Origin of the sequence: Burkholderia cenocepacia (assembly GCF_014211915.1) — a bacterium.
Classification (GTDB): Bacteria; Pseudomonadota; Gammaproteobacteria; order Burkholderiales; family Burkholderiaceae; genus Burkholderia; species Burkholderia orbicola.
Genome location: NZ_CP060040.1, coordinates 1,301,077 through 1,326,178, shown reverse-complemented (window position 1 = coordinate 1,326,178; position 25,102 = coordinate 1,301,077). Strand labels below are relative to the sequence as shown.

The window sequence follows — 25,102 nt, the reverse complement described above, 5'->3', positions numbered from 1 at the left end:
AAGCGCTGAAGCACCGCCCGGGCCCGACCGCATAGCATCTGGCCCCGGCCGCTGACGAAGCGCCGGTTCGGGCCAACCTACGAAGGAGACAACGATGTCGGGATGGTCGGGAGTGACCGGCGCCGCGGGCGATACGCCCGCCGGTGCGTCGGCTGAAGCAGGCAGCGGCACCGAATTGAAGGCCGGTGCGGTCGGTTTTCCGACCGCGCTGGCGAGCGCCGTCGGCCTCATCATGGCGAGCCCGGTGATCCTCACCGCGACGTCGGGCTTCGGGATGGGCGGCTGGGCGTTCGCGGTCGCGATGATCATCGCGTTCGTGATGATGCAGGCGCAGGCCACCACGTTTTCCGAAGCCGCCGCGATGCTGCCGACGGCCGGCTCGGTTTACGATTACCTGTCATGCGGGCTCGGCCGCTTCTGGGCGATCACCGGCACGATTTCCGCCTATTTCCTCGTGCACGTGTTCGCCGGCACCGCGGAGACGATCCTGAGCGGCATCATGGCGCTCGTGAACTTCGAATCGCTGAACGCCGCGTTCGAGAAGCACAACAGCTCGTGGCTGGTCGGCGTCGGCCTCGTGGTCACGTTCGCGATCACCAACATCATCGGCATCAAGGTATTCAGCAAGCTCGAGATCGTGCTGACGGCCGGCATGTGGCTGTCGCTGATGATCTTCGGGATTCTCGGGCTCGCGGCCGCGCCGGCCGTGCATCTCGACGGCTGGTTCGGCGGCTCGGAAGTCGGCACGTCGATCCCGGCCGTACTGTCGCTGGTCGGGATGGCGATGTTCATGTTCGTCGGCTGCGAGTTCGTCACGCCGCTTGCGCCGGAAATGAAGGCGCCGGGCCGCACGATCCCGCGCGCGATGGCGCTCGGCCTCGTCGGCGTCGCGATCTGCATGTTCCTGTACGGCGCGGCGATCCGCCGCCAGGTCGCGAACGTGCCGGTGAGCCCCGATGGCCTCACGCATCTGCTCGACACGCCGGGCGCGATTCCCGCGTTCGCGCTGCAGGTGCTCGGCCCGTTCGGCCGCGTGTGGTTCGGCATCGCATTCCTGTGCGCGGGCGCCGCGACGATCAACACGCTGATGGCCGGGCTGCCGCGCATCCTGTACGGGATGGCGATCGACGGCGCGCTGCCGCGCTGCTTCGCGTACCTGCATCCGCGTTTCAAGACGCCGGTGGTCGGCATCGTCGCGTCGGCGATCGTGCCGATCTTCCATGCGTGGCTGATCAACGGCAATCTCGACAGCATCCTGCACCTCGTGCTCGCCGCGACCTGCGCGTGGGGTACCGCGTACCTGCTCGTCACCGCGTCGGTCGTGATGCTGCGCATCCGCCGCCCGGACTTGCCGCGGCCGTACCGTTCGCCGCTGTTCCCGCTGCCGCAGATCGTGTCGAGCGTCGGCATCGTGCTCGCGATCTGGTACATCACGCCGCCCGGCATGAACCCGCGCGACATCTACGTGCCGTTCGGCGCGATGCTCGGGCTCACCGCGCTGTACGCGCTGTTCTGGACGCTGGTCGTGCAGCGCCGGCATCCGTTCAGGCCGGTGCCGGTCGAGGACGTGCTGCGCAACGAGCACGTCGCATCGTGAAGGCCGCGCTCGCCCGCTGGCGCGCGGCGCCCGTTGCGCCGCCGCCCGGCCATCGGCCCGGCGCGATCGCCGCGCGCGTGCTCGCCGACCTGCGGGCCGTGCGCGATGACGACGGTGCTGGCGGCGTTGGCGGTGCCACGGCGCGGTTGCCGAACGGCGTGCGCGTGCGCGTCGACGAGCGCGTCGAGCGTCAGTTCCTGATGCATACGGTCAGCGTGAAGGTGACGGTGGCCGCGAACGGTCCGGCCGTACAGGGCAGTGCGCGCGTGCGGCAGACCGGCTGGCTGCGCCGTACCGGCATTGCTGCGGCGCTCGCGCCCGGATGCGATCCCGCCTTCATCGACACGCTGGCCGCGCTGCTTGCCGGCCCGGCGGTGGCCGACGCGCTGCGGCCGCTGCACCTGACCGACTGCGTGATCGACGCGCACGACGGCGACGCGCGCGACGGCCGCTGGACGCTCGCGATCGTGCCGTTCGGCGGCAGCGAGGTCGTCAACCGGATGCCGTCGTTTCGCCGCTATGTCCGGCTGATCGACGAGCAGGCCGCGGCGCTGTTGGCGGCCTGTCTTGCGTTCGAAACCACACTACGCGGGATTTTGCGAGGGTAAGCTGTGGCGATGCGCGCCGCGCGAACCCGGCGGGCGCATCCAGGAATCAGGGTTTTACCGGAGATGCCGATGCTGTTCCAGTCACGCTCACACGAAGACGTGCACGATCACGGGCTCGCGATCGCGGGCTGGCATCAGGTGTACCGTCAGATGACGCCGGGCCGCTTCAAGGGCACCGTCACGCAGGTGCTGTACGACGATTTCCACTTCTTCCGCGAGACGACCAACCGGCGTGTCGCGCAAACCGGGCTCGCGCCGGCCGGGCGCACGTCGCTCGCGGTACCGTTGTCCGTGCCGCTCGCGGGCACGTTCCAGGGCCAGCCGGTCGACGGTTATGCGCTGCTTGCGCTGCGCGCCGGCGAGGATTTCGAATTCCACACGCCGGAAGGGATGGGGCTCGTCGGGATCAGCGCGTCGTCCGACATGGTCGACGAGCTGTGCGAGGCAGAATTCGGCGCGGCCGGCGCGCGCAGGCTGCGGCACGTGACGCGGCTGTCCGACGCGCAGGGCGTCGCGCTCGGCGTGCGGCTGTCGGCCCTGATCGACGATGCCCAGCGCAACCCCGGCTGCCTCGAATACGCGGCGACCCGCAAGATGTTTCGCGACGCGATGCTCGGCATGTTCCTCGATGCGCTCGAACAGGGGATCGGCGTCGAGCGCCGCGACATCACGCACGCGACCTACAGCGATATCGTGAGCCGCTGCGAGAAGCATCTGCGCGACCGTCCCGAAGAACCCGTCACCGTGCTCGAACTGTGCCGCGCGCTGCGCTGCAGCCGCCGCACGCTGCAAACGAGCTTTCAGCGCGTGGCCGACGTCACGCCGGTCGGCTACCTGCGCACGATCCGGCTGAACGCGGTGCGCCGCCTGCTGCGCACGACGTCGGCGCAGCAACTCGGCGTCGGCGAAGCCGCCGCGAGCTGGGGCTTCACGCATCTCGGCTATTTCGCGCGCGAGTATCGCGACCTGTTCGGCGAACTGCCTTCCCAGACGACGCGTCCCGAATGACGCATCCGCACCGCGACGGCGCCGCCGGGCACCGTCGCGGGCCGCACCTCTCACCGTTTGCCGATTTGCGATAGAGGTCCGGAATTTTCGCTGGATAAAGTCCTGTCACCCATATCGACAACACATTCGGTTCGCACTGCGAATCGATGATCACAGAGGGGCGGGACATGAAGAACGGACGACGACTGACCGCGGCCGCAGCCGCGGCCATGCTGGGCTGCCTGCACGCACATGCGCAGACTTCGGGGAGCGTGACGCTGTACGGCACCGTGGATACCGGCATCATCTATTCGACGAACCAGCAGTTCACGCGCGCAGACGGCAGCACGGGCGGCGGCCATGCGTGGCAGATGGGCGGCGGCAACCTGGTGCCGTCCCGCTTCGGCTTCCAGGGCGCCGAGCCGCTCGGTGGCGGGCTCGACGCGGTGTTCACGCTCGAGCAGCAGTTCCTGTCCGCGAACGGGCAGGCGCTGCAAGGCGGCACCGCATTCAGCCGGCAGGCGTGGGTCGGGCTGCGCCAAGAGGCGATCGGCACGCTCGGCCTCGGCCGCCAGTACGACTCGTACACCGACATGCTCGGCGCATACGTGTCGAGCAACAACTGGTCGACGCCGTACGGCTCGCATCTCGGCGACGTCGACAACCTGAATGCCGCGTTCAACTTCAACAACGCGGTGAAGTTCACCAGCGCCGATTTCAACGGGCTCACGTTCGGCGGCACGTTCAGCTTCGGCGGGCAGGCCGGCGATTTTTCCGCGAAGCGCGGCTATGCGGTGGCCGCGACGTACACGCGCGCGCCGGTGGCGTTCTCGGTCGGCTACCTCGACCTGCACCAGCCGCTCGACGCGGCGCTCGGCGGCGCGAGCGGCTATATCGGCGATTTCGCGTGCAGCGACCCGGGCGCGATGTACTGCCTGCTGCAGGATGCCGGCTCGATGCGCGCGTTCGGCGCGGGCGGGTCGGTCACGTTCGGCGCGGCGACGGTCGCGCTGACCTACACGCATACGCGGCTCGGCGACAGCCGCTATTTCTCGACCGCCGCGCAGCCGCGCACGCAGGCGTTCACGTTCGACATCGGCGAGCTGAACGTCACGTACATGTTCACGCCGGCGTTGCAAGGCGGCGTCGCGTACATCTTCAACGCCGCGCATACGGACGGACGCGGCACGACGCGCTTCCACCAGGTGAACGTCGGCGCGAACTACAGCCTGTCGAAGCGCACCGCGCTGTATGCGGTCGCGATCGGCCAGGTCGCGAGCGGCACGGGGCTCGGCACCGATGCGGACGGCAACGCGGCGAACTATGCGCAGATTCCGGTGCTCGCGAACAGCAATTCGAGCCGGCAACTGGCGGTGATGGCGGGGATTCGTGTGAACTTTTGATTCGGACCGAGGGCAGGGGCGGCACGTCGGTCGCGTGCCGCCGAGCGGTCCTCATGGACATGGCTCGGCGCCGGTCGATTGCTGGAAAGCGATGCTTGAAAAAAGCCGCCCGTATGCTTGACTGAATGGACCCGGATTGGCGGAATCCGTGCGTCGAGTTGCCCGGCTTGCGGCTTGCCACAATACCTTCACGGTCTGCGTGAACAATGGCGACGCTTCAGGCGACCCGACCTGTCGCCGGCGTTGCACACGTGTGCAACGCACGAATGTTCCGCTCCACCGCCGATCGAGAGAGACCACATGACCTTGCTGAGCCGCCTGCGCGCGCTGTCCGCCGCCGTTGCGCTGTCCTTCGCCGCCACGCACGCCGTGGCCGCCGATCTCGTCATCGCCGGCCGCGACGACATCTACGGCAAGGGACTGGCCGACGCCGTCGCCGGCTTCAACAAGCTGCATCCGGGCACCGAGATCGAGCTGCTCAAGCTGCCGAACGCAAACCTGTACCAGAAGCTGAAGCTGTCGATGCGCGAAGGCACCGGCGCGTACGACCTCGTGATGATGGACGACACGTGGGCGCCGGAATTCATCGGCAACGGCTGGCTGAAACCGCTGCCCGCGTCGCTCGCGGACGCCGATCTCGTGCCGTCCGCCGTCGCGCTCGGCCGTAACGCGGCCGGCGCGCTGTACGCGCTGCCGATCGTCGGCAACGTCGAGATGTTCGCGTACCGCAAGGACCTGCTCGCGAAGTACAAGCTGCAACCGCCGCGCAACTGGGACGACGTGCTGAAGATCGCGCAGACCGTCGGCGGCGCGGACAAGAGCGTGTCGGGCGTCGTGTTCCGCGGCACGAAGGGCAACCCGGTCGTGACGGGCTTCCTGCCGATCCTGTGGGCGTATGGCGGCGACGTGTTCGACCGTGCCGGCAACGTGACGATCGATTCGCGCGAAGCGCAGTCCGCGCTGAAGACGTTCCTCGCGCTGAAGGCGTTCGCGCCGAAGGACGTCGACGTGTACGGCGCGGCCGAAGTGCGCGACGCGCTGCAACGCGGCACGGCCGCGCAGTCGATCGAGGTGTGGCCCGCCTGGGTGCCGGCGCTCGACGACGCGAAGCAGTCGCGCGTGGTCGGGCAGATCGCGCTGCAGCCGCCGCCGGGGCAGACCGCCGGCCCGGCGCCGATGCTCGGCATCTGGCAGATGGGCATTCCGAAGGACGCGCCGCACGCGAAGCTCGCGCAGGACTTCCTCGCTTACCTGACCGCACGCGATACGCAGACGCGCCTCGCCGGCATCGGCATTCCGCCGACTCGCCGCAGCGTGTTCAACGATCCGGCGCTGGTGCGCCAGTATCGCTGGTATCCCGATCAGCTGAAGGCGCTCGAGGCCGGCCGTGCGCGGCCGCGCGTGACGGACTGGCAGCAGGTCGAGAGCATTCTCGGCGATCAGCTTCAACTCGCGCTGACGGGGCAGGCCGCGCCCGACGCCGCGCTGCGCCAGGCGCAGCAGAAGATCGCGCAGGCGACGGCCGCGGCCGGCAAGTGATCGCGCACGTCGATCCTTCGACCGGAGGCCGCGCATGAAAGCGTTCGGCCGCAGCCTGCCGTTCGTCGCGCTGCTCGGGCCCGCGCTGCTGGTGCTCGCCGCGCTCGCGCTGTATCCGGTCGCGCAGGTGCTGATCGACTCGTTCTGCCGGGTCGATTACTCGGCCGGCCGTCGCGCGTTCGCGGGGCTCGCGAACTATCGCGCGGTGCTGGGCGACGACGCGTTCGCGGCCGGCTTCGGCAACACGCTGCGCTTCACGATCGTCGCGTCGCTCGCCGAAGTCGCGCTCGGCTTTGGCCTCGCGCTACTGTTCGTGCGTGCGTTTCCGGGTCGCCGCATTGCGCTGCCGCTCGCGATCCTGCCGATGATGCTGTCCACGCTCGTGTGCTCGGCGATCTGGCGCAACTGGCTGAACTTCGACGGATTCCTGAACGCGCTGCTCGCGGCGTTCGGCATCGAAGGCGTGCGCTGGCTGTCCGATCCCCATCTCGCGCTGTGGTCGCTCGCGCTCGTCGACGTGTGGCAATGGACGCCGATGGCGTTCCTGATCGTGCTGGCCGGGCTGCAGTCGATCCCGCAGGAGCTGTACGAAGCCGCGCGCACCGACGGCGCGAGCGAGTGGCAGTGCCTGCGCGACATCACGCTGCCGCTCGCGGCGCCGCAGATCGGCCTCGCGCTGCTGCTGCGCTCGATCGACACGTTCAAGCTGTTCGACAAGGTCTATGCGCTGACGGGCGGCGGCCCCGGCAACGCGACGCAGACGCTGTCGACCTATATCTACGACACGGGCTTCCGCTTCTTCAACGTCGGGCCGGCGAGCGCCGCGTCGGTGCTGATGCTCGCGGCGTCCGCGCTGCTGGTCTCGGGGTACGTATGGCAGACGGTTCGCAAGCGGCGCGCATGACGACGCGATCCGCGGGTATCCCGCGCATCCGCACGGGCGTCGCATTCAATCACGCGATGCCGTGGGCGCTGCGTGTCGTCGCGCTCGCGCTGTTGCTGCTGCCGTGCCTGTGGATGGCCGGCGCGGCCTTCATGCCGACGCTCGAACGCCTCGATCATCCGTTGCGGATCTGGCCGGCCGCGCCGACCTTCGAGCATTTCGCGTCGGTGTGGTCGAACGGGATCGGCGCGCCGCTGTTCAATTCGCTGCTGGTCGGCTTCGGCACGACGCTGCTCGCGCTGGCGCTCGCGTTTCCGGCTGCCTACGCGCTCGTGCGGCTGCGGTTTCCGGCGCGGCTCGACCTGCTGTTCCTGGTGCTCGTGCTGGCGTTGAAGTTGATGCCGCCGATCACGATCGCGGTGCCGCTGTTCGCGCTCGCGAAGCGGCTGCACCTGCTCGATTCGACGCTCGGCCTGATGCTCGCGTATCAGATCTACGCATTGCCGATGGCGATCTGGATGCTGCTCGCGTTCGTGCGCGACGTCCCGATCGAATACGAGGAAGCCGCGTGCATCGACGGCGCGGGGCTCGCGCGGCGGCTCGTGCAGATCGTGCTGCCGCTGTGCGCGCCGGGGCTGATCGCGACCGCGATCTTCGTGTTCATCGCCGCATGGAACGAATTCCTGATCGCGCTGCTGTTCGTGTCGACGCCGAGCCGCTTCACGCTGCCGCTCGCGATCGCCGGCTACGTGACGGAGAACGGCATCGACTGGGGCGACCTGATGAGCGCGGGGCTGATGGCGTCGCTGCCGACGCTCGCGGTGGCCGGTTATGTGCAGCGCTATCTGTTGCGCGGCTTCGCGGGCGGGCTGAAGTGACGCGCGGCTTGGCCGCGCTCCGTCCTATGTCGTCACGCGCAACTGTCCCGCACCACCTGCGTGACCGGCACGACGCGTGTGCGCGACGGGCCGTCGAACGTCTGCATCCGGTCGGCGAGCAGGTCGATCGCCGCATGCGCGAGGCCGCGCGTGTCCTGCCGCAGCGTCGTGAGCCGATACGCATCGTATTCGGCGGCGGGGATATCGTCGAAGCCGATCACGCGCAGGTCGTCCGGCACGCGCAAGCCGAATTCGCCACGCGCGACGTCGAGCACGCCGAGCGCGAGCAGGTCGGACGAGCAGAACACGCCGTCGGGCCGCTCGCGCGCCGCGAACAGTTGCCGTGCTGCGTCGATTCCGCTGGCATGCGTGTCGGACGGTGTGTCGATCACCTGCGCGAGCGTCGCGTCGAATGCGTCGCGTTGCCCGATCGCCTGCTCGAACGCCGCGGCGCGCGACCGCGCGCTGTAGCTCGCGCCACGCGGGCCGACGAACGCGAGCCGGCGCGCGCCGGCCCGCACCAGCCGTTGCGCGGCGTGGGCGGCGCCCGCCGCGTTGTCGCTGACGACCACGTCGGCGCCCGGCAGGTTCGCTTCGCGGTTGATCATCACGACCGGAATCCGGTGTTCGAGATATTGCTGCGCGACCGACAGCGGCGGCGACGCGGACGTCATCACGAGGCCCGCGATCCGGTAGCTGAGCAGTCGTTCGAGCGATTGCCGGACCTGGCGCGGATCTTCCGCATTGGTCACGAGCGGCGTGAGCGCGCGCTGCCCGAGCGCGGCCATCAGGTCCGACAGCAGCCGCGCGCGGAACGGGTTCTCGAATCCGGCCGTCACGACGCCGATCATGCTGCTGCGCTGCGTGATCATGTCGCGCGCGATCAGGTTGACCTGGTAGCCCAACGCACGCGCGGCGACCATCACGCGCTCACGCGTTTGCGGTGCGATGCTTGCCGTCGGCGAGAACGCGCGCGACACTGCGGAGCGCGAGACGCCGGCCCGCGCCGCGACATCCGACGCCGTCACCCACGGTTTTCTTTCCTTGTCATTCATCGATTCATGATTCCTTCGAGCCACGATACGTGCATGCCGCCTGCCGACTGGATGTCGGCGCTCGACGACGCGCGGCCGCTGCATACGCTGACCCTACCGGGCAGCCATGACACCTGTGCGTATACGGTCGACGATTCGCTGGTGCGCACGCAGCGTGCGCCGCTCGACGCGCAGCTCGCGCATGGCGTGCGGTTGCTCGACATCCGCTGCCGGCACGTGCGCGACGGGTTCGACATCCATCACGGCGGCATTGCGCTCGGTATGACGTTCGACGACGTGCTGGCAACGTGTACGCAGTTTCTCGATGCGCATCCGCGCGAATGCATCGTGATGTCGGTGAAGGACGAGTGGCCGGCGCATGCCTGCACGCGCGGTTTCGATGCGACGTTCGACGCACATCGCGCGCGGCATCCACGGCTGCGCTGGCATGCCGGCGGCACGCTGACGACGCTCGGCGACGTGCGCGGCACGGTCGTGCTGTTGCGACGCTTTCGCAGCGGCCGGCCGCTCGGTATCGACCTGACCGCGTGGCCCGACAACGCGACGTTCACGATCGATCATCCGGACGGTGCATTCGTGATTCAGGATGAATATCGCGTGCCGGTGGCCGCGTCGATCGCATGGAAGTGGCGCGCGATCGACGCGTTGCTGATGCACCTGCCGTTGCCGGACAGCGGCCGCTGGGCGCTCAATTTCTGCAGCGGCACGGGAATGGGTGCGAATCCGTCGGTGGTCGCACACGGCGATGGCCGCGTGCCGGGCATTCATGCGCGTCTGGCCGAGCGCTTGCGCGAACAGCCCGGCCCATACGGCGCGATGCTGCTCGATTTCTGTGATGACGACGACTGGGCACTGGTGCGCGCGCTGATCGAATGCAACGCTCACACGCCGGAGCAGGGCGCCTGGCGCAAGGCGTTTCGCTGTTAGTCAGCGCAGATTCGCGTTGAAGAACGCGAGTGCTTTCGCGTCGAGCGATGCGTGGAACGCGGTGCGATCGAATCCCTTGGCGTCCGTGCAGATGTCGGGCGCGTCGTGGGCCAACTGCCCGGGGCACGGCGCGAGAAACGCGAAATGCGCCGAATTCGGCACGACGTGGAATTCGGGCCGTTGCGGCAGCAGCGCGGCCAGCGCTGGCGCCGTATCCGGCGTCACGCCGTCGCCGCCTGCCTCGGATGCCCAGAGCTGGATCGGCGCGCGGACGTTCTTCAGCGTGTCGGCGGTCGGGAATTCGTCGAGTGGATCGGCCAGCACGTAGGCCTTGATGCGCGGGTCGTGCGTCAGCGGCGCGTTCGGCAGGTCGCCGGCCCGGATTTGCTTGCAGATCGGCCAGGCCGGGTCGGGGCAGGCGACTGGCGCGTGCGCGAAATCCGGATTGCCGCCGGCCAGCACGAGGCCCGTATAGCCGCCGCGCGAAAAGCCGAAGAAGCCGATGCGTGCCGGGTCGATGTGCGCGGCGTCCGGCGCGTGACCGAGCATGTAATCGACCAGGCGCTTGATGTCGGCCGGGCGCTCGACGAATTCCTGCAGATCGGCCGTGCGGCTCATGTCGGAGAACGTGTCGCCCGGATGGTTGATCGCCGCGACGACGTACCCTGCATCGGCGAGCGTTTCGGCCAGGTCGTGGTGGCCGAGGAACGAGCCGCCATGGCCGTGCGAGATCACGACGAGCGGCAGCTTGTCGCCGGCGGTTGGACAGTCGCGGCGTCCTTTCAGTGTGTAAGGGCCGACCGTGAGCGATTGCGTGGCGTCCGCGCACGGCGTCCAGACCATCGCGCGCAACTCGGGGCCGGCCGCATCGGCAGGAATCCGAAGAAACTTGACGCCGGCCGCGTGCGCGACCGTGGCGGACAGGCAGAGCAGGGCAGCCAGCAGCCGGTTTTTCATGTCGATTCCCGAGGCAGGGGTGCGGCGCGCTCGTAGCGACTCACCCTATCGTTCGAAACGTCTGAAGTTTCGATTATAGTGACCGCCGTTCTCGACTGCCTCCCTGAATTGCCGTCATGCCTGCACCGATCCTGATTCGCCCCGCCACGCGGGAAGACGCGGCCGCGATGGCCGCCGTGGAAGTCGCCGCCGCGCAGCGGTTTCGCGGGATCGGCATGGCCGACATCGCCGACGGCGAGCCGACCGATGCGGCCGCCGTGCTCGTGCGAATCGACGACGGTCGCGCCTATGTGGCGGTCGATCCGCAAGGCATGTGCGTCGGGTTCGCGTTCTACCGGCTGCTCGATGCGCAGCGGCTGTATCTGGAGGAGCTGGATGTCGCGCCGTCGCACTCAGGGCAGCGGATCGGCGCGCGTCTCATCGAACAGGTGATGGCGCGCGCGGCGCGGGAGCACGTCGAGCAGGTGGTGCTGTCGACGTTCCGCGACGCGCCGTGGAATGCACCGTACTACGCGCGCCTCGGTTTCCGGATCATCGACGATACGGCACTCGACGATGCGCTGCGCGCAATCCGCGCGCACCACGTCTCGCTCGGTCTCGACGAAACGCGGCGCGTGTTCATGCGACGCGCCGTGGTGGCCTGATGCGCGGTGCGGACCGATTCCGGCGTAGTCAGCGCCGCGTGCCGCTCCCGAATGAACGCGACGCGAACGCGGCTTCGATGTACGCGAGGAAATCCGTCGCGGGGCGCGTCAGTTGCAGGCCGGGTGGCGTGAGCCGGTAGAGCTGCAGCGGTGGCGGCGACAGCGGCAGCGGGAGCGGCGTGAGCGCCTGGCCGAACACGGTTTCCGACAGCGAATGCCGGGTCCACGAGAAGATCGCATCCGTCGTGAGCAGCAGGCTGTAGAACAGCGCATACGACGTGCAGCGCGTGATGCAGCGCGGCGCCGGCAGGCCCGCGTGCGCATGGAGGTCGCGAATGTGCGCCGGAAAATTGTCGCTCGGATCAGTGTGGATCCACTCGGCATCGCGTAGCGCGTCCAGTGATGTCGCACCGGCGAAGCGCCCGTTCTCGCGGGTGACGAACGCGGTGTCGAAGGTGCGGATCGGCTTCACGTCGGCGGACTCGGCGACCTCGCCGGTGATGGCCGCGAACGCGAGATCGAGGGTCCGGCTGTGCAATTGCTCGGTCAACTGGCTGAACGACAGTTCGCGCAGTTCGCACTCGACATGCGGCCAGCGGCGCCGAAATTCGGCATAGGCGTGCGCGAATCCCGTGACCGCGACGATCGGCGTGAAGCCGAGCACCAGCCTGCCTTCACGCAGCCCTTTCAGATGCGCGATGTCGTCGCGCGCCCGCTCGAGCTCCCGCACGACTGCATGCGCGCGGCCGAGCAATACGTCGCCTTCCGGCGTCGGCACGACACCCCACGGCTTTCGTTCGAGAAGCGCCACGCCGAATTCGCCTTCCAGTTCCTGAATCGCCTTGCTGACGGCCGGCTGGCTGACGTGCAGCGTTTTCGCGGCAGCCTTGATGCTGCCCGCCGTGGCCACCGCGACCAGCGCGCGCAATTGATGGGTTTTCATGATGCGGAGGATATAACCAAATCCTATCCGTATCAAAATTGATGTGTTTTTTGACCCGATGCGTCTCTCCATACTGGCCTGCAACGGTTGCGATGCAGCCGATCCAATGGAGCCAGACATGACGCAGGACCTTGCCCCGACGCTCGCGGCGATCCGTGAAGCCGCCCCCCGCTTCGTCGCGATTCGACGCGACATCCACGCCCACCCGGAACTCGGGTTTGCCGAAACCCGCACCGCGCGGATCGTCGCCGCCCAATTGGCGGAGTGGGGCTACGACGTGACGACCGGCATCGGCGGCACCGGCGTGGTCGGCCGGTTGCGGCGCGGTACGTCGTCGCGCACGCTCGGCTTGCGCGCCGACATGGACGCGTTGCCGATCCGGGAAGAAACGGGCCTGCCCCATGCGAGCACGGTTGCCGGGACGATGCACGCCTGCGGTCACGACGGTCATACCGCGATCCTGCTGGCGGCCGCCCACCATCTGGCCTCACACGGGCGCTTCGACGGCACGCTGAACGTGATCTTTCAGCCCGCGGAGGAAGGACTCGGCGGCGCGAGGCGAATGATCGAGGAGGGCCTGTTCGATCGCTTTCCGTGCGAGCGCGTCTATGCGCTGCACAACGCGCCGGGCGTACCGGTCGGTCATTTCGCGTTGCGCTACGGCGCGATGATGGCGTCGTCCGATTCGGTGACGATCACCGTGACGGGCAAGGGCGGGCACGGCGCGATGCCGCAGCACGCGAGCGATCCGATCGTGGCGGCGGCGAACATCGTGACCGCGCTGCAATCGATCGTCGCCCGCAACATCGATCCCGCCAAGGCGGCAGTGGTGACCGTCGGTACGTTCCATGCCGGCACGGCCCCGAACGTGATTCCGGAGACCGCGACGCTGCAACTGTCGGTCCGCTCGCTCGACGCGGCCACGCGCGACGAGGTCGAGGCGCGGATTCGCCGGATCGCCGACGCGCAGGCGCGGGCCTACGGGACCGTTGCGCAGGTCGACTATCAAGCCATCTCGCGCGTGGTCGTCAACGATGCCGCCGCTGCGGATCTCGCGGTCGAGACGATTACGGCGCTGGCCGGCGCCGGTGGGCTCACGCTGCTTGCCGACGGTGTGATGGGCAGCGAGGATTTTTCGTGGATGACGGAACGCGTGCCGGGTTGCTACGTGATGCTCGGCAACGGACTCGATTCGCACGGCGGCTGCTCGGTTCACAACCCGGGCTACGACTTCAATGACGACGCGCTCGGCTGGGGCGCCGCCTATTTCGTCGGCATCGTGGAACGCTTCCTGGGCACGGCCTGACGAGCGCGTCCGCCAAGCGCGGCAATTCGGAATTTTCTCTCTGAAAATAAGGAAAACGAATGAAGAAGAGGCTGACATGGGGCGCTGCGTGCCTGGCGCTGGGCGCCGGAAGTGCCTGCGCGGTGCCGTATCAGGACGTACTGCTTGCGGCGGTGCCGGAGTTCAACGGCGGATTGAAGGAGGGCGTGGCGCTGTACGGCTCGGTCGACATGGGGATCAACTACCAGTCGGTGGATGGACGGTCGACGTGGCAGACCCAGAGCGGCGGCGAGTGGACGTCGAAATTCGGCTTCTTCGGGCGCGAGAATCTCGGCGGCGGGTGGCGCGCCGAATTCAATCTCGAAAGCGGTTTTCTCGCGAACAACGGTGCGCAGCAGGATACGCAATCGTTCTTTAACCGGCAGTCGTGGATCGGCCTGATGTCCGACCGCTATGGCCGGCTGCGGCTCGGCAAGCAGATCGGCACGGGGCTGCCGCTGTTCATCGACGTGTTCGGCACCGTGGGCACCAATTCGGTGTACACGTGGCTTGGCGCGGCCGCCGTGCAGACGGCGCGCGGTGTCGGCTACAACAGTGACCTCGGACCGGGCGCGACACAACTGCCGGCGCGCGTCGACAACGCGATCACCTATCGGACGCCGATCGTGGCCGGCACCACGACGCTGATGCTGATGTACGCGCCCAGCAACGTCGCGGGGCGCGCGCCTGCCGCGTCCGCGCAGGGCGCGCTGCTGCAGTGGTACAACGGCACGACTTATCTGGCGGCGAGCTACAACCAGGTGTGGGGCGTCAACGGCGCGAGCACGGTACGCAACGACCTGTACGGGCTTGGCGCCGTGTACGACACCGGGCGGCTCGTGCTGTCCGCGTCGTTCAATCAATATGCGCCGAAACTTGCCGGCGACGGGATCGCACGCGTGTACACCCTCGGCACGATCGTGCCGTTCGGCGTGAATGCGGTTCGCGCGTCGGTCGTCTATCGCGATACGTCGGGCGTGCGCGATGCCGCCGGCCGGCCGGCGAAGGATTCGGCGCTTGGCGTCATGCTCGGCTACGACTACCTGTTGTCCAAACGTACCGGCCTCTACGCGCGGGTGGGGTTCATCCGCAATTACGGCATGTCGACCGTTCTGCTGAACGGCAATCCGTTGCCGACCGAGCCCGGCGGCACGACACCGCGCACGGGCATGACGCCCGTGACGATGTCGCTCGGCATGTATCACAACTTCTGAACGAGGGCTTCGGATGAGCACCCTGAATCGCGCGGCTGCCGCGCAGACCATCGACGCGCGACGCGCAATGCGGCGGACCGTCGCCGCGGCTGCACTCGGCAACGGACTCGAATTCTTCGACTTCACCGTATACAGCTTCTTCGCTGTACTGATCGGCCGGCTGTTCTTTCCGGCGTCCAGCGATGCGGGTACGTTGATGCTGTCGCTCGCGACGTTCGGCGTCGGTTTCGTCGCACGGCCGCTCGGCGGCGTCGCGATCGGCGCGTATGCGGACCGCGTCGGGCGCAAGCCCGCGCTGGTGCTGACCGTTGCGCTGATGGCGCTCGGCACCGGCATCATCGGATTCGCGCCGACCTACGCGCAGATCGGCATCGCGGCGCCGCTGCTGATCGTGACCGGCCGGCTGTTGCAGGGTTTTTCGGCGGGTGGCGAGGTCGGGGCCGCGACGACGTTGCTGATGGAGTCGGGCGGCGCCCGCCGGAGCGGCGAACTGGTGAGTTGGCAGATGGCCAGCCAGGGCGGTGCGGCGCTCGCCGGCGCGCTCGTCGCGTTGACGCTGTCCCGCTGGCTGCCGTCCGATGCGCTGCAAGGCTGGGGTTGGCGTGTACCGTTCGTGCTCGGCCTGCTGATCGGGCCGGTCGGGTTTTATCTGAGACGCCATCTCGACGACACGCTGCCGCATCCGGCAGCCGGCGCGCCGCGTGTCAGCCGTCGCATTCCCTGGCGGCAGGTCGCGGCCGGCACGTTACTCGTGATCGGCGGCACGTCGACGATGTATACGATCGTGTTTTTCCTGCCGTCGTTCCTGACGCTGACGCTCGGCATGCCGGCTTCCGTCGCGTTGCTGTCCGGTTGCACGGCGGGCGCGGTGATGCTGGTCGGCTCGCCGTTCGCGGGCCGGTTCGCGGACCGCCTGCGTCGCCGCAAGCCGATGCTGCGAACGGTGTGCGCGATCTCGACGGCGCTGGTGCTACCGGCGTTTCATGCGATGCGCACGTGGCCGTCGGTCGTCACCGTGCTGGCGGTCGTGGTCGTGCTGATCGGCCTGATGACGCTGTCGAGCCCCGCGGGCTTCGTGATGATTCTCGAAGCCTTGCGACCGGAAGTCCGTGCGACGTCGCTCGGGATGATCTATGCGCTGGGCGTGACGATTTTCGGCGGTTTCGCGCAGTTGATCGTCAGCGCGCTGTGGCGGGCGACGGGCAGCTTCTATGCGCCGGCCTGGTACGTGCTCGCCGGCGGGTTGGCCAGTCTCGTCGGTCTGGCGTTGTTTCGCGAGGAAACGGCACGCTGACGCGGCGTGCCCAGGCGACGAGAAGGGCGCGGCGCACTGCCGTGCGCCGCGCGTGTCGTCTACCGTCAGGCCGCGTCGCTCAGCGCCGGGTAGTCGGTGTAGCCCGTTTCGCCTTCCGCGTAGAACGTCTCCGGTACCGGCTTGTTGAGCGGCGCGCCGATTTCGAGGCGGCGCGGCAGGTCCGGGTTCGCGATGAACAGCTTGCCCCACGCGATCGCGTCGGCGCTGCCGTTCGCGAGCGCGGCCTGCGCGGTGTCGAGCGTGAACTGCTCGTTCGCGATCAGCGGGCCGCCGAACGCTTCCTTCAGGCGAGGGCTCAACTGGTCGCCCGAATACGATTCACGCGTGAAGATGAACGCGATCTTGCGGCGGCCGAGTTCGCGCGCGACATAACCGAACGTTGCCGCCGGATCGGAGTCGCCCATCGTATGCGCGTCGCCGCGTGGTGCGAGGTGCACGCCGACCCGGCCCGCGCCCCACACGTCGATCGCCGCGTCGACCACTTCGAGCAGCAGGCGCGCGCGATTCTCGATCGGGCCGCCGTACGCGTCGGTGCGGCGATTGGTGCTGTCCTGCAGGAACTGGTCGAGCAGGTAGCCGTTCGCGCCGTGAATCTCGACGCCGTCGAAGCCCGCAGCCTTCGCGTTTTCTGCGCCCTTGCGGTATGCGGCGACGATGCCCGGAATTTCGTCGAGTTCGAGGGCGCGCGGCGTCACGAACGGGCGCGGCGGGCGCACGAGGCTCACGTTGCCGCCCGCGGCGATCGCGCTCGGCGCGACCGGCAGGTCGCCGTTCAGGAACATCGGATCGGAGATCCGGCCGACGTGCCAGAGTTGCAGCACGATGCGCCCGCCGGCCGCGTGCACGGCCTGCGTGATCTGCTTCCAGCCTTCGACCTGCTCGTCGGACCAGATGCCCGGCGTGTCGGCATAGCCGACGCCTTGCGGCGTGACCGACGTCGCTTCGGTAATGATCAGGCCGGCCGACGCGCGCTCGGCGTAGTAGCGCGCCATCAGTGCGTTCGGCACGCGCGCCGCGCCCGCTCGGGAGCGGGTGAGCGGCGCCATCACGATGCGGTTCGGCAGGGTCAGGTCGCCGAGGGTAACGGGATCGAACAGCGTGGGCATGGCAGATAACCTCTTCACGAAAGGCGGGGAAGCCGTCGCGTCATGTGCGATGGCGCCCCGCATGGCCGGTTCGGCCGTTGGTTAGAGTTCGCGGCGCAGGGCGTCGAGAAATGCGTCGATGACGGCCTCGTTGCGCTGGAAGAACGCCCATTGGCCGATCCGCGTCGACGTCACGAGCCCCGCGCGCTGGAGTGTCGCGAGGTGCGCGGAGACGGTCGACTGCGATAGCCCGCAGCGCGCGTCGATCTGGCCCGCGCAGACGCCGTGTTCGTACGGCAGCGTCTGCTGCGGGAAATGCTCGCCGGGCGTTTTCAGCCAGACGAGGATTTCCCGGCGCACGGGGTTCGAGAGCGCTTTCAGGATCGCGTCGATGTCGAGTTCGGTCGGCATGGAAAGGCTGCGTGTTCGGTCAGGCAAACGGGTATCGTCGATGGGCGAATCTTATATCGGATTTTTGCGATATGTTTGAAAGCACTGCCGGCAATGGGGTTGATAGCTTGTGCCGATCGGGGCCGGATGGGTGCCGGACGACACGCCTTCCCCGCAGCCGCCGGTCTCACGTCGTTGTGTCGACGATCTCGTCCCGCCGCAGCGCGTAACATACGCGGCATTGTTCGTTGTGTTTACGGAGTCCTTTCATGTCCGTTCGGGCCGTCATATTCGATTTCGACCTGACGCTGGCGGATTCGTCCGCCGCGATCATCGAATGCACCGAGTACGCATTGCATCAGCTGGGCGCCACCGGTCCGACGCCCGCGCAGATCCGCGCAGTAATCGGGCTGCCGCTGCCCGACATGTTCCATTCGCTGACGGGCGAAACCGAAGCGGCACGGGCCGAGGCGTTCGCACGGCACTTCGTGGTGCGCGCCGACGAGATCATGGTGCCGGGCACCCGCATCTATCCCGAAGTGCCGCCGCTGCTCGCGGCGTTGCGCGAGCAAGGGCTCGCCGTCGCGGTCGTGTCGTCGAAGTTTCGCTACCGGATCGACGCGATTCTCGAGCGCAACGGCTTGCAATCGCTGGTCGACGTGTTGATCGGCGGGGAAGACGTGCAGCGCCACAAGCCGGACCCGGAAGGGCTCGTGCAGGCGCTGGCGCGGCTCGGTTTGCCTGCCGCGGCGGCGATCTACGTCGGCGACCACGCGGTGGACGCCCAGGCGGCCGAGCGTGCCGGCGTGCCGTTCGTGGGCGCGGTGAGCGGCATGACGTCGTTCGACGCGTGGGCGCAAGCCGGCAAGCAGGCGGTGCCCACGCATATCGGCGAACTGGTCGGCATCGTGCAGCGGATGCAGTGTCGCGCGGGCGAAACATGCGCCGACGCCGAACGCGGTGCGCAACCGGCCGGTTGACCCGTTTTCCATGATCGGCCGGCGGCGTGCGACGGATTCCGCGACCCTCGCCGTTCAAGTCATATCTGCCACCCGAGCTGCCGCCATGTCCGTCATTTCCGTCGTCTTTTCCCGCATCCGACGCTCGTGCGTGCTGCCGGCCGCCCGGGCCCTGTCATATGCCGTTCCGCTCGTGCTGGCCTGTGCCGTCGTCGGCCTGCTGGTCGGTGCGCAGCCGGCCGAAGCCATGACACCCAAGCAACGCGAACGGCTCGAAGCGCCGGTCAAGGCCGTCGCCGACCAGCGCGTGACCGTCGACACGCCGCAGGGCAGCGCGGTGCTGCCCGTCTATGCCGACCATCCGCTCGACCAGGCCGCGCCCGACGTTGTACGCGTATTCATCGTGATTCACGGCACGCTGCGTAATGCCGATGCGTACTACGCATCGGGGCGCAAGGTCGTCGAAAAGGCCGGTGCGGCCGGCGCGGGCACGATGGTCGTCGCGCCGCAGTTCCTGACACGCGCCGATGTGCGCGCGTTTTCGTTGGGCGCATCGACGCTCGCGTGGACGCAGGAAGGATGGAAGGGCGGCGAACCGGCGCGCCAGCCGGGCCCGGTCAGCTCGTTCGCGGCGCTCGACGCGTTGCTCGCGCATTTCGCCGACCGCAGCCTGTACCCGTCGTTGTCGACGGTCGTCGTGATCGGCCATTCCGCCGGCGCACAGTTGCTGCAGCGTTATGCGGTGGCCGGGCGCGAAGGCGACGCGCTGGCCCGTACCGGCGTTGCCGTGCGATACGTGGTCGCGAACCCGTCGAGCTACCTGTATTTCGACGACGAACGGCCGAATGCCGACGCGCTGGCAGGCGGCGCCTGTCCGCGCGCAACCGAATGGAAATACGGGTTGAAGTCGGCGCCGCCTTACGTTGCGTCGCAGGACGTGCGCGACCTCGAAACGCGTTACGTCGCGCGCCGTGTCGTGTACTTGCTCGGGCAGGCCGACACGAATCCCTATACGCATTTCATCGACCGTTCATGCGCGGCGATGGCGCAGGGGCCGTACCGGCTGGCGCGCGGGCTCGCCTATTTCGATTACCTGAAGAAGCGGCATCCGGACGATCTCGCGCAGCAGGTCGTCGAAGTGCCGGGTGTCGGACATGACGGCCTCGGCATGTTCACGTCCGTTTGCGGGCTGGCCGTGCTGTTCGGGCAGGCGTTGCCGCAGTCGTGTCCGGTCGTCGCCGGCACCGCGCCGGAACTGCGTGCAGCGGGGCAGTGAGCCCCCATGCAGGCTGGCTCCGCGACGAAATCAATCGACCGGAAAATGCAGGCATCGTGCGCGGCTCCGTCTGCCACGCAGGCGAAGCGGACGACCGCCGTTGTAGGCGGCTGCCGCCCCCGTTCGCTCGCGCGTTGCGTGCGGGCCACTTCATTCGACGGTGATCGTCTCCTTCATGTAAGGATGAATCCCGCAGAACACCTTGTAGACGCCCGGCTTGTCGAAGCGGAACGCGTACGTCTCGTCCTGGTCGAGCGCTTTCGAATGGAAGATGCCGGCGTCGTTGACCACGGTGTGCGGCTCCGCGTCGAGGTTCTTCCACGTGATCGTCGTGCCGGCCTTGATCGTGGTCGACATCGGCGAAAACATGAAATTGCGGATCGTCACGAGCGGGCCGTTCGGGCTCTGCGCGAATGCAGCGAGCGGCGTGCCGGCGGCGCCGCACAGGATCAGCGCCGCGATGATTCGGATAGGTCGGAAGCGGGCCATGTCGGTCTCCTTAGGTTTATCAGGCGAGCGTCGCATCGTGCAGCGTCGACGCGACCGGATGGCCCGCGAATTCGACGGTCGTCACGCCGAGCATCGACGGCAGCCGGTCGCGCGGCACCGTGAGCGGCACGGGGCCCGGGCCGTTGCCGGCCGTCGGCTGCGGGAACGCGGTCGAGCGGGCGGTATGGAACGTCACGTTGCCCTCGACCTTCGACACGATCTGGTGGATGTGCCCGTTCAGCACGGTGACGGAGCCGAAGCGGCGCAGCAGCGCCATCGTCTGCGGCGCGTCGCCGGTGCCCCAGCCCCACGGCTCGTAGATGGTCCACATCGGCATGTGCGAGAACACGACGATCGGCGTGCTCGACGAGCGGCCTTTGAGATCCTGCGCGAGCCACGCGAGCTGCTCGTCGCCGAAGCTGCCGAGCCCGTTCGGCTTGAAGTGCATCACGTTGACGAGGCCGATGAAGTGCACGCCCGCGTGATCGAAGCTGTAATAGCCGCGGTTGTCCGACGCCTTGCCGAACCGGCCGAAATATTCGGCACCGGAACCATCGGTGACGTCGTGTTCGCCGGGCACCGTATGCAGTTCCGGCACGCGCAGCGCGGACAGCAACTGCGACGCGTGGTCGAATTCCTCGGGCTTCGACAGGTGCGTGATGTCGCCGGTATGGATCGCCAGCGCGGGCAGCGCGGGCATCCCGTTGACGAGGTCGATCGTCTGCTTCAGCGTGGCCGACACGTCGGGATTCGCGTCCTTGTTGAAGCCGATGTGCGTATCGCTGATCTGCACGAACAGCGGCCGGCCCGCGTCCGCCGGGCGCGCTTCGCCGGTCTGCGCGAGCGCGAGGTCGAACGGCGTGAGGATGCCGCCCGACAGCGTGAACAGCGTGCCGAGGCCGCCGAACGCCATGCATTGCAGGGCCTTGCGACGCGACGGGCGGGTGGGGGTCGATGAAGACATGTGAGCCTCGCATTCGTGTGACGAAACCGGACGGCCGGATCGTCCTGGAATAAGCCGGCGCCTTCGCATGCGATACCGGCGAAGCGGCGGATTTATTCCCGACCGTTGCGAGATCGAACACTCGTGTCGGCGGCCGGCGGGGCGATGCGCGACTGCCACCGGATGACCCGTCAATGTCCTGTAAGTGACACGTCACATTTGCGTCACGGCCGCCCGATAGCCTCCCACTCCGAATCCCCTCTCCGGAGCCCTTCATGCCGAACCACGCGGCAACGGACACGGGCGGTGCGGTCGGCCACCGCACGCGCCTCCTCGGCCTCGCGCTGTTTTTTCCGGTCATTGCCTGCGGCATCGTCCCGGTCGGCGTTCATTCCGGTGCCGACCTCCGCGTCGTCGAGGAAGGCTCGGTGCTGTCGTTCGCGCTGCCGATCACCCCATACCGGGTACTGCACGGACTGTCCTGATTCGCACCGCGGGTGCGACGCCCGGCTGCGCGGCACGCGGCCGGACCCATCGATTTTCAATTCAACACAAGACACAAGACGCTACCGATGGATATCAGTTTCTTCGATCCGAATCGCACCGCCAACGCGTCCGCGTGGCGCGTGCTGCCCAACCGCTGGGATGCGATCGCGTTTCCGCTGATCATCGGCATACTCGCGATGGCGATCGTCGGTTTTCACCAGACGATGGCGCCGATCGGCGTGCTGCAGACGCAGAAGATCTCGCTCGATCCGTCGAACCTGCCCGAATACGCGCTGCGCACCACGCTGCGGATGCTCGCCGCGATGGTCGCGTCGCTCGCGTTCACGCTCGTCTACGGCACGCTCGCGGCCAAGAGCCGCCGCGCGGGCATGGTGCTGATTCCGATCCTCGACATCCTGCAGTCGGTGCCGGTGCTCGGCTTCATCTCGTTTACGGTCACGTTCTTCCTCGCGCTGTTCCCGAGCCGCGTGCTCGGCGCCGAGCTGGCCGCGATCTTCGCGATCTTCACGAGTCAGGCGTGGAACATGACGTTCAGCTTCTACCAGTCGCTGCGCACGGTGCCGCGCGACCTGGACGAAGTGTCGCGCGGCTTCCACCTGACGTCCTGGCAGCGCTTCTGGAAGCTCGAAGTGCCGTTCTCGATGCCGGGCCTGATCTGGAACATGATGATGTCGATGTCGGGCGGCTGGTTCTTCGTCGTCGCATCCGAGGCGATCACCGTCGGCAACCAGACGATCACGCTGCCGGGCATCGGCGCGTATCTCGCGCAGGCGATCTCGGACAAGAATCTCGGCGCGGTCGGCTGGGTGATCGTCGCGATGTCGGTCGTGATCCTCGCCTACGACCAGTTCCTGTTCCGTCCGCTCGTCGCGTGGGCCGACAAGTTCCGGATGGAGAACACCGCGTCGGGCGATGCGCCGCAATCGTGGCTGCTCGACATGATGCGTCGCACGCACCTGATCCATCAGTTGCTCGTGCCGGCCGGCTGGATGCTGTCGCAGGCCGCGCGGATTCCGCTACGCGTGCCGTCGCTGACGGGCACACGCGTGCGCAGCGCATCGGCGCGCCGTTCGTCGCGCATCGGCGACATCGTGTGGGGCGCATTCGTGATCCTGCTGACGGTGTACGTTGCATGGCGTGTCGTCAGCTTCGTCGCGACCGGCGTGACGATGGCCGAGGTCGGCCACGTGCTCGTGCTCGGCCTGATCACGCTGCTGCGCGTGCTGGTGCTGATCGCGATCGCGTCGGTGATCTGGGTGCCGCTCGGCGTGCTGATCGGGCTGCGCCCGAAGCTGGCCGAGAAAATCCAGCCGCTCGCGCAGTTCCTCGCCGCATTCCCGGCGAACCTGCTGTTTCCGGTATTCGTGATCGTGATCGTCCATTTCCACCTGAACGCGGATATCTGGCTGTCGCCGCTGATCGTACTCGGCACGCAGTGGTACATCCTGTTCAACGTGATCGCGGGCGCGATGTCCTATCCGAACGACTACAAGGAAGCGACGAAGAACTTCCGTATCCGCGGCTGGCAGTGGTGGCGCCAGGCGATCCTGCCCGGCATCTTTCCGTACTACGTGACCGGCGCGATCACCGCATCCGGCGGCGCGTGGAACGCGAGCATCGTGTCCGAGTTCGTGCAGTGGGGCGACACGAAGGTCGTCGCGCACGGCCTTGGCGCGTATATCGCGCAAACGACCGTCGCCGGCGATTTCCCGAAGATCATCCTGGGCATCGCCGTGATGTCCCTGTTCGTCACCTTGTTCAACCGCCTGCTGTGGCGTCCGATGTACGCCTATGCGGAATCCCGGCTCCGTCTCGATTGAGAGTAAGCGCGATGCAAAATTCGACCGTTATCAACGCCCCCGTCAAGACGTCCCAGCCGCTGCAGCCGCCGCGGCTCGGCGAAGAAATCCTGCGCGTCGAGCATGTGAACCGCGGCTTCAACAAGTCGCAGGGCGAGCTGCTCGTGCTCGACGATGCGAACCTGTCGCTGCGCGAAGGCGAGATCGTCGGGCTGCTCGGCCGCTCCGGCTCGGGCAAATCGACGCTGTTGCGCATCATTGCCGGCCTGATCGAGCCGACCGGCGGCGAAGTGACCTACCTCGGCAAGCCGCTGCGCGGCCCGGCCGAAGGCGTCGCGATGGTGTTCCAGACCTTCGCGCTGTTCCCGTGGCTCACCGTGCTGCAGAACGTGGAAGCCGGGCTCGAAGCGCTCGGCGTCGGCGCGCGCGAGCGGCGTGAGCGTGCGCTGGCCGCGATCGACCTGATCGGTCTCGACGGCTTCGAGAACGCGTATCCGCGCGAGCTGTCGGGCGGGATGCGCCAGCGCGTCGGCTTTGCGCGTGCGCTCGTCGTCGACCCGACGATTCTGCTGATGGACGAGCCGTTCTCCGCGCTCGACGTGCTGACGGCTGAAACGCTGCGTACCGATTTGCTGGACCTGTGGACGCAAGGCCGCATGCCGATCAAGTCGGTGCTGATCGTCACGCACAACATCGAGGAAGCGGTGTTCATGTGCGACCGGATTCTCGTGCTGTCGTCGAACCCGGGCCGCGTGATCGCCGAGATCAAGGTGCCGTTCAAGCACCCGCGTAACCGGCTCGATGCCGATTTCCGCAAGCTCGTCGACGACATCTACGCGAAGATGACCGCGCGCCAGACCGGCGAGGCGACGAAGAAGGGGCTCGAGCTGGGTAGCTGGATGCCGCGCGTATCGACCAACCTGATGGCCGGCCTGATCGAAACGCTCGCGATGGCGCCGTACCACGGCCGCGCCGACATGCCGGAAATCGCACGTTCGCTGCATCTGGAGGTCGACGAACTGTTCCCGATCGCGGAAGTGCTGCAGCACCTCGGTTTCGCGGACGTGCGCGAAGGCGACGTGTTCCTGACGCCGCCCGCACGCGTGTTCGCGGAATTCGGTACGCAGGAGCGCAAGCTGATGTTCGCCGATCACCTGCTGAAGCACGTGCCGCTTGCCGCGCGGATCAGGAAGGTGCTGAACGAGCGTCCGGGTCACCGTGCGCCGCGCGTGCGCTTCGAGCAGGAACTCGAGGATTTTCTGTCCGACGAGGCGGCGGAGGAAACGCTCGATGCGGTGATCGACTGGGGGCGGTATGGGGAGGTCTTTTCGTACAACGACAAGACGGAAGTGTTCAGTCTGGAGGATGTCGAGAGCTGAT

24 protein-coding genes are annotated in these 25,102 nt (G+C 67.6%); 17 read left to right on the top strand and 7 right to left on the bottom strand.

The genetic code is table 11. From position 1 onward, the window contains the following. The first annotated feature begins 94 nt into the window (after window positions 1-94). From SY91_RS22430 to SY91_RS22400, 7 genes are all read left to right on the top strand, one after another. Window positions 95-1,597, top strand: coding sequence for an APC family permease (locus SY91_RS22430; RefSeq protein WP_124477995.1), 1,503 nt, complete (start codon window positions 95-97; stop codon window positions 1,595-1,597). Then, on the top strand, window positions 1,594-2,205 hold the full coding sequence (locus tag SY91_RS22425; protein ID WP_185921389.1) for a DUF3156 family protein: 612 nt from the start codon (window positions 1,594-1,596) through the stop codon (window positions 2,203-2,205). The genes SY91_RS22430 and SY91_RS22425 overlap by 4 nt, the downstream gene beginning before the upstream one ends. A gap of 69 nt (window positions 2,206-2,274) precedes the next feature. Continuing rightward, window positions 2,275-3,213 carry a helix-turn-helix domain-containing protein gene (locus SY91_RS22420; protein ID WP_012339722.1) on the top strand — a complete coding sequence of 313 codons (939 nt, stop codon included), beginning with the start codon at window positions 2,275-2,277 and terminating at the stop codon, window positions 3,211-3,213. Window positions 3,214-3,380: 167 nt separating this feature from the next. Continuing rightward, window positions 3,381-4,595 (top strand): porin, encoded by a 1,215-nt coding sequence (locus tag SY91_RS22415; RefSeq protein WP_034175241.1) that lies wholly within the window; start codon window positions 3,381-3,383, stop codon window positions 4,593-4,595. A gap of 300 nt (window positions 4,596-4,895) precedes the next feature. Beyond that, window positions 4,896-6,134, top strand: coding sequence for an ABC transporter substrate-binding protein (locus SY91_RS22410; RefSeq protein WP_185921388.1), 1,239 nt, complete (start codon window positions 4,896-4,898; stop codon window positions 6,132-6,134). Window positions 6,135-6,168: 34 nt separating this feature from the next. After that, window positions 6,169-7,038 carry a carbohydrate ABC transporter permease gene (locus tag SY91_RS22405; RefSeq protein WP_006480925.1) on the top strand — a complete coding sequence of 290 codons (870 nt, stop codon included), beginning with the start codon at window positions 6,169-6,171 and terminating at the stop codon, window positions 7,036-7,038. Next, window positions 7,035-7,895, top strand: coding sequence for a carbohydrate ABC transporter permease (locus SY91_RS22400; protein ID WP_077178816.1), 861 nt, complete (start codon window positions 7,035-7,037; stop codon window positions 7,893-7,895). The genes SY91_RS22405 and SY91_RS22400 overlap by 4 nt, the downstream gene beginning before the upstream one ends. 32 nt (window positions 7,896-7,927) lie before the next feature. Here SY91_RS22400 and SY91_RS22395 read toward each other — a convergent pair whose 3' ends face one another. Then, window positions 7,928-8,950 carry a LacI family DNA-binding transcriptional regulator gene (locus tag SY91_RS22395; RefSeq protein WP_077178817.1) on the bottom strand — a complete coding sequence of 341 codons (1,023 nt, stop codon included), beginning with the start codon at window positions 8,948-8,950 and terminating at the stop codon, window positions 7,928-7,930. A gap of 6 nt (window positions 8,951-8,956) precedes the next feature. Between SY91_RS22395 and SY91_RS22390 the strand changes: the two genes are divergently transcribed. Next, window positions 8,957-9,877: a phosphatidylinositol-specific phospholipase C gene (locus tag SY91_RS22390; protein ID WP_185921387.1), complete on the top strand. Its 921-nt coding sequence runs from the start codon at window positions 8,957-8,959 to the stop codon at window positions 9,875-9,877. Here the strand turns inward: SY91_RS22390 and SY91_RS22385 are convergent, their stop codons facing one another. Continuing rightward, window positions 9,878-10,834, bottom strand: a complete 957-nt coding sequence (locus tag SY91_RS22385) for an alpha/beta hydrolase family protein (RefSeq protein WP_185921386.1) — start codon at window positions 10,832-10,834, stop codon at window positions 9,878-9,880. 116 nt (window positions 10,835-10,950) lie between these two features. Between SY91_RS22385 and SY91_RS22380 the strand changes: the two genes are divergently transcribed. Further along, the gene (locus SY91_RS22380; RefSeq protein WP_185921385.1) at window positions 10,951-11,478 is read left to right on the top strand and encodes a GNAT family N-acetyltransferase; all 528 of its coding nucleotides are present in this window, start codon (window positions 10,951-10,953) and stop codon (window positions 11,476-11,478) included. A gap of 28 nt (window positions 11,479-11,506) precedes the next feature. On the opposite strand, the gene SY91_RS22375 is transcribed toward SY91_RS22380, so the two are convergent. Further along, a complete protein-coding gene (locus SY91_RS22375; RefSeq protein WP_034175243.1) occupies window positions 11,507-12,421 on the bottom strand; it encodes a LysR family transcriptional regulator in 915 nt (304 codons plus the stop codon). A 118-nt stretch (window positions 12,422-12,539) separates the two neighbouring features. On the opposite strand from SY91_RS22375, the gene SY91_RS22370 reads away from it, so the two are divergent. From SY91_RS22370 to SY91_RS22360, 3 genes are read left to right on the top strand one after another with little or no spacing between them, the layout of a single operon-like run. After that, a complete protein-coding gene (locus tag SY91_RS22370; protein ID WP_034175244.1) occupies window positions 12,540-13,727 on the top strand; it encodes a M20 aminoacylase family protein in 1,188 nt (395 codons plus the stop codon). A 59-nt stretch (window positions 13,728-13,786) separates the two neighbouring features. Continuing rightward, on the top strand, window positions 13,787-14,959 hold the full coding sequence (locus SY91_RS22365) for a porin (RefSeq protein WP_006480932.1): 1,173 nt from the start codon (window positions 13,787-13,789) through the stop codon (window positions 14,957-14,959). Window positions 14,960-14,972: 13 nt separating this feature from the next. Then, on the top strand, window positions 14,973-16,253 hold the full coding sequence (locus SY91_RS22360) for an MFS transporter (RefSeq protein WP_185921384.1): 1,281 nt from the start codon (window positions 14,973-14,975) through the stop codon (window positions 16,251-16,253). 65 nt (window positions 16,254-16,318) lie between these two features. On the opposite strand, the gene SY91_RS22355 is transcribed toward SY91_RS22360, so the two are convergent. Both SY91_RS22355 and SY91_RS22350 read right to left on the bottom strand, forming a co-directional pair. After that, window positions 16,319-17,380: an alkene reductase gene (locus SY91_RS22355; protein ID WP_011547376.1), complete on the bottom strand. Its 1,062-nt coding sequence runs from the start codon at window positions 17,378-17,380 to the stop codon at window positions 16,319-16,321. 81 nt (window positions 17,381-17,461) lie between these two features. After that, window positions 17,462-17,770, bottom strand: coding sequence for an ArsR/SmtB family transcription factor (locus SY91_RS22350; protein ID WP_011547377.1), 309 nt, complete (start codon window positions 17,768-17,770; stop codon window positions 17,462-17,464). 248 nt (window positions 17,771-18,018) lie between these two features. On the opposite strand from SY91_RS22350, the gene SY91_RS22345 reads away from it, so the two are divergent. Next, window positions 18,019-18,729, top strand: coding sequence for an HAD family hydrolase (locus tag SY91_RS22345; RefSeq protein ID WP_185921383.1), 711 nt, complete (start codon window positions 18,019-18,021; stop codon window positions 18,727-18,729). 85 nt (window positions 18,730-18,814) lie between these two features. Beyond that, window positions 18,815-19,984, top strand: a complete 1,170-nt coding sequence (locus tag SY91_RS22340) for an alpha/beta hydrolase (protein ID WP_185921382.1) — start codon at window positions 18,815-18,817, stop codon at window positions 19,982-19,984. A 150-nt stretch (window positions 19,985-20,134) separates the two neighbouring features. Here SY91_RS22340 and SY91_RS22335 read toward each other — a convergent pair whose 3' ends face one another. After that, window positions 20,135-20,473, bottom strand: a complete 339-nt coding sequence (locus tag SY91_RS22335; protein WP_185921381.1) for a cupredoxin family copper-binding protein — start codon at window positions 20,471-20,473, stop codon at window positions 20,135-20,137. Between the two features lie 19 nt (window positions 20,474-20,492). Next, the gene (locus SY91_RS22330) at window positions 20,493-21,437 is read right to left on the bottom strand and encodes a metallophosphoesterase family protein (RefSeq protein WP_006480940.1); all 945 of its coding nucleotides are present in this window, start codon (window positions 21,435-21,437) and stop codon (window positions 20,493-20,495) included. Between the two features lie 254 nt (window positions 21,438-21,691). Here SY91_RS22330 and SY91_RS22325 point away from each other — a divergent pair, with 254 nt between their 5' ends. From SY91_RS22325 to SY91_RS22315, 3 genes are all read left to right on the top strand, one after another. Continuing rightward, entirely contained in the window at window positions 21,692-21,901 is a 210-nt protein-coding gene (locus SY91_RS22325) for a hypothetical protein (RefSeq protein ID WP_034175247.1), read from the top strand. Window positions 21,902-21,988: 87 nt separating this feature from the next. Then, window positions 21,989-23,743: an ABC transporter permease subunit gene (locus tag SY91_RS22320; RefSeq protein ID WP_185921380.1), complete on the top strand. Its 1,755-nt coding sequence runs from the start codon at window positions 21,989-21,991 to the stop codon at window positions 23,741-23,743. 11 nt (window positions 23,744-23,754) lie between these two features. Continuing rightward, window positions 23,755-25,101 carry an AAA-associated domain-containing protein gene (locus SY91_RS22315; RefSeq protein ID WP_027805463.1) on the top strand — a complete coding sequence of 449 codons (1,347 nt, stop codon included), beginning with the start codon at window positions 23,755-23,757 and terminating at the stop codon, window positions 25,099-25,101. Window position 25,102: the final 1 nt, after the last annotated feature.

Coding starts and splice junctions, on each gene's coding strand:
- SY91_RS22430 (WP_124477995.1), top strand. CDS start 95: ATGTCGGGATGGTCGGGAGTGACCGGCGCCGCGGGCGATACGCCCGCC.
- SY91_RS22420 (WP_012339722.1), top strand. CDS start 2,275: ATGCTGTTCCAGTCACGCTCACACGAAGACGTGCACGATCACGGGCTC.
- SY91_RS22415 (WP_034175241.1), top strand. CDS start 3,381: ATGAAGAACGGACGACGACTGACCGCGGCCGCAGCCGCGGCCATGCTG.
- SY91_RS22410 (WP_185921388.1), top strand. CDS start 4,896: ATGACCTTGCTGAGCCGCCTGCGCGCGCTGTCCGCCGCCGTTGCGCTG.
- SY91_RS22405 (WP_006480925.1), top strand. CDS start 6,169: ATGAAAGCGTTCGGCCGCAGCCTGCCGTTCGTCGCGCTGCTCGGGCCC.
- SY91_RS22400 (WP_077178816.1), top strand. CDS start 7,035: ATGACGACGCGATCCGCGGGTATCCCGCGCATCCGCACGGGCGTCGCA.
- SY91_RS22395 (WP_077178817.1), bottom strand. CDS start 8,950: ATGAATGACAAGGAAAGAAAACCGTGGGTGACGGCGTCGGATGTCGCG.
- SY91_RS22390 (WP_185921387.1), top strand. CDS start 8,957: ATGATTCCTTCGAGCCACGATACGTGCATGCCGCCTGCCGACTGGATG.
- SY91_RS22385 (WP_185921386.1), bottom strand. CDS start 10,834: ATGAAAAACCGGCTGCTGGCTGCCCTGCTCTGCCTGTCCGCCACGGTC.
- SY91_RS22380 (WP_185921385.1), top strand. CDS start 10,951: ATGCCTGCACCGATCCTGATTCGCCCCGCCACGCGGGAAGACGCGGCC.
- SY91_RS22375 (WP_034175243.1), bottom strand. CDS start 12,421: ATGAAAACCCATCAATTGCGCGCGCTGGTCGCGGTGGCCACGGCGGGC.
- SY91_RS22370 (WP_034175244.1), top strand. CDS start 12,540: ATGACGCAGGACCTTGCCCCGACGCTCGCGGCGATCCGTGAAGCCGCC.
- SY91_RS22365 (WP_006480932.1), top strand. CDS start 13,787: ATGAAGAAGAGGCTGACATGGGGCGCTGCGTGCCTGGCGCTGGGCGCC.
- SY91_RS22360 (WP_185921384.1), top strand. CDS start 14,973: ATGAGCACCCTGAATCGCGCGGCTGCCGCGCAGACCATCGACGCGCGA.
- SY91_RS22355 (WP_011547376.1), bottom strand. CDS start 17,380: ATGCCCACGCTGTTCGATCCCGTTACCCTCGGCGACCTGACCCTGCCG.
- SY91_RS22350 (WP_011547377.1), bottom strand. CDS start 17,770: ATGCCGACCGAACTCGACATCGACGCGATCCTGAAAGCGCTCTCGAAC.
- SY91_RS22345 (WP_185921383.1), top strand. CDS start 18,019: ATGTCCGTTCGGGCCGTCATATTCGATTTCGACCTGACGCTGGCGGAT.
- SY91_RS22340 (WP_185921382.1), top strand. CDS start 18,815: ATGTCCGTCATTTCCGTCGTCTTTTCCCGCATCCGACGCTCGTGCGTG.
- SY91_RS22335 (WP_185921381.1), bottom strand. CDS start 20,473: ATGGCCCGCTTCCGACCTATCCGAATCATCGCGGCGCTGATCCTGTGC.
- SY91_RS22330 (WP_006480940.1), bottom strand. CDS start 21,437: ATGTCTTCATCGACCCCCACCCGCCCGTCGCGTCGCAAGGCCCTGCAA.
- SY91_RS22325 (WP_034175247.1), top strand. CDS start 21,692: ATGCCGAACCACGCGGCAACGGACACGGGCGGTGCGGTCGGCCACCGC.
- SY91_RS22320 (WP_185921380.1), top strand. CDS start 21,989: ATGGATATCAGTTTCTTCGATCCGAATCGCACCGCCAACGCGTCCGCG.
- SY91_RS22315 (WP_027805463.1), top strand. CDS start 23,755: ATGCAAAATTCGACCGTTATCAACGCCCCCGTCAAGACGTCCCAGCCG.